We start from the raw sequence: 2,501 nt of genomic DNA, 5'->3' as shown, positions 1-2,501 counted from the left end.
AGCACGCTGCCGTGGCGCTGCGCCGCGAGGCTCTCGGGCCGGTCCGGCAGCTCGGTGACCCGTGCCTCGGCCTCCGCCGGGACGTCGTCGCCCTCGGCCAGCCGCGAAAGCGCGTAGTTCACCACCGGGCGGCGCCGCTCGAGGTAGCGGTTCGCGATGAGCTCCCGCTCGGGGTGCCCGGCGAGCCAGCCTTCGCCGGCGCGCAGCAGCTTGTCGGCCTCGTCTTGGCCGACCCAGTAGTGCTTGTCGCCGTCGAGCGCGGGGAGCAGCACGTAGAGGTGCCGCAGCGCGTCGCCGACGCGGTGGGTGCCGGTCAGCGTCAGGTCGACGTAACGGCTTTCGCCCCACTGCGGGAACTGCGGGTCGAGCGGGATCGGTGTGGCCGCGACGTGCCAGCCGAGCGGCTCGAACAGCTTGCGCACGGCCTCGGGCCCGCCGCGCGCGGACAGCGACGGCACGCGGACCTCGAGGTCGAAGAGCTCGTCGACCAGCTCCGGGCGCGCGGTGCAGCGCCCCGCGAGCGCCGTCGTGTACGCGGCCCGCAGCGCGACCGCCAGGTACGAGCCGCCGGCGTAGGGCCGGTCGTTGACGTACTGGGTCAGCGCCGTGCCGCCGCCGCGGACCAGCCCGACCGGGTCGATCTCCACGAACAGCGCGGCCGTGCACCGCGCCGCCCCGGCTTCCGGGTAGAAGACGTGCGCGGTGCCGGCCGAGAGCGCGACCGACTGCGCTTTCTCCGGGTGCTTGTGGAGGAGAAAGCCCAAGTCGGTGGCCGGGTTCCGGGTCGTGGTGATGGTCAGCAGCACCGGCCCAGTGTGGCGGACCACCCGGTGACCGCGCGTCCGCTTTTCCGGGGTGCGACCCTGAAGGCATGAACCGCCTCGCCAGTGCGACCAGCCCGTACCTGCTCCAGCACGCGGACAACCCGGTCGAGTGGTGGCAGTGGGGTCCGGACGCGCTCGCCGAGGCGCGGCGGCGGAACGTGCCGATCCTGCTTTCCGTCGGCTACGCCGCGTGCCACTGGTGCCACGTCATGGCGCACGAGTCGTTCGAGGACGCCGAAACGGCCGCGGTGATGAACGCGCACTTCGTCAACATCAAGGTCGACCGCGAGGAACGGCCCGACATCGACGCGGTGTACATGGCCGCGACGCAGGCGATGACCGGGCAGGGCGGCTGGCCGATGACCTGCTTCCTGACCCCGGACGGCGAGCCGTTCCACTGCGGCACCTACTACCCGCCGTCGCCGCGGCCGGGCATGCCGTCGTTCCGGCAGCTGCTGGCCGCCGTCGCCGAGGCGTGGGGCGAGCGGCCGGACGAGCTGCTCGAGGGCGCGAAGCAGATCGTCGCGCACCTCGCCGAGCAGACCGGCCCGCTCAAGGAGTCCGTTGTGGACGAAGCGGTGCTCGACGGTGCGGTCGCGAAACTGGCGCAGGAGGCGGACCCGGTCAACGGCGGGTTCGGCCGCGCGCCGAAGTTCCCGCCGTCGATGGTGCTCGAGTTCCTGCTGCGCCACCACGAACGGACCGGGTCGGCGACCGCGCTGTCCCTTGTGGACAAGACGGCGGAGGCGATGGCCCGCGGTGGCCTGTACGACCAGCTCGCCGGCGGCTTCGCGCGCTACTCCGTCGATGCCGAGTGGCTCGTGCCGCACTTCGAAAAGATGTTGTACGACAACGCGTTGCTGCTCGGCTTCTACGCGCACCTCTGGCGCCGCACCGGCTCGGCCACGGCGTCGCGAGTGGCCACCGGGACCGCGGAGTTCCTCTTCGACGGCCTGCGGACGCCGGAGGGTGGCTTCGCGTCGTCGCTGGACGCGGACACCGACGGCGTCGAAGGGCTGACGTACGTCTGGACGCCGGAGCAGCTGCGGGAGGTGCTCGGCGACGACGCCGACGCGGCCGCCGAGCTGTTCGGCGTCACCGAGGAAGGGACCTTCGAGCACGGGACGTCGACGTTGCGCCTGTTCGGCGAGCTGCCGGAGTCGATCCGGGTTCCCCTGCTGGCGGCGCGGCACCGGCGGCCGCAGCCGGGCCGGGACGACAAGGTGATCGCGTCCTGGAACGGCCTGGCGATCAAGGCGCTGGCCGAAGCGGGTGTGGCGTTCGATCGTCCACAGTGGATCGATGGCGCGGTCGAGGCGGCCGAATTGCTGCTGCGGGTGCACGTCGTCGACGGGCGGCTGCGGCGCAGTTCGCGCGACGGCGTCGTCGGCGATTCCGCCGGGGTGCTCGAGGACTACGCCTGCGTCGCCGACGGGTTCCTCGCCCTGCACCAGGCGACCGGCGCGGCGAAGTGGCTCACCGAGGCGACGCTGCTGCTCGACCTGGCGCTGGCGCACTTCGCGTCCCCGGACGTCCCCGGCGCGTACTTCGACACCGCCGACGACGCCGAGACGCTGGTCCAGCGCCCGGCCGACCCGGGCGACAACGCGAGCCCGGCGGGGGCGTCGGCGCTGGCCGGCGCGTTGCTGACGGCGTCCGCGCTGGCCGGGCACGCGG

At 73.1% G+C, this 2,501-nt stretch carries 2 protein-coding genes; one reads left to right on the top strand and one right to left on the bottom strand.

The window, feature by feature from the left end; translation table 11 throughout:
* The coding region (locus tag G3I65_RS19905) for a 3' terminal RNA ribose 2'-O-methyltransferase Hen1 (RefSeq protein ID WP_160697447.1) at positions 1-806 on the bottom strand (806 nt) is incomplete at its 3' end.
* 65 nt (positions 807-871) lie between these two features.
* Here G3I65_RS19905 and G3I65_RS19900 point away from each other — a divergent pair.
* A partial coding sequence (locus tag G3I65_RS19900; RefSeq protein ID WP_160697446.1) for a thioredoxin domain-containing protein occupies positions 872-2,501 on the top strand: 1,630 nt, incomplete at its 3' end.

Origin of the sequence: Amycolatopsis sp. SID8362, assembly GCF_010550475.1 — a bacterium.
In the GTDB taxonomy this organism is placed as follows: domain Bacteria; phylum Actinomycetota; class Actinomycetes; order Mycobacteriales; family Pseudonocardiaceae; genus Amycolatopsis; species Amycolatopsis eburnea.
Note: the sequence above shows the minus strand (reverse complement) of the source record. Positions and strands in the feature narration are given on the sequence as shown.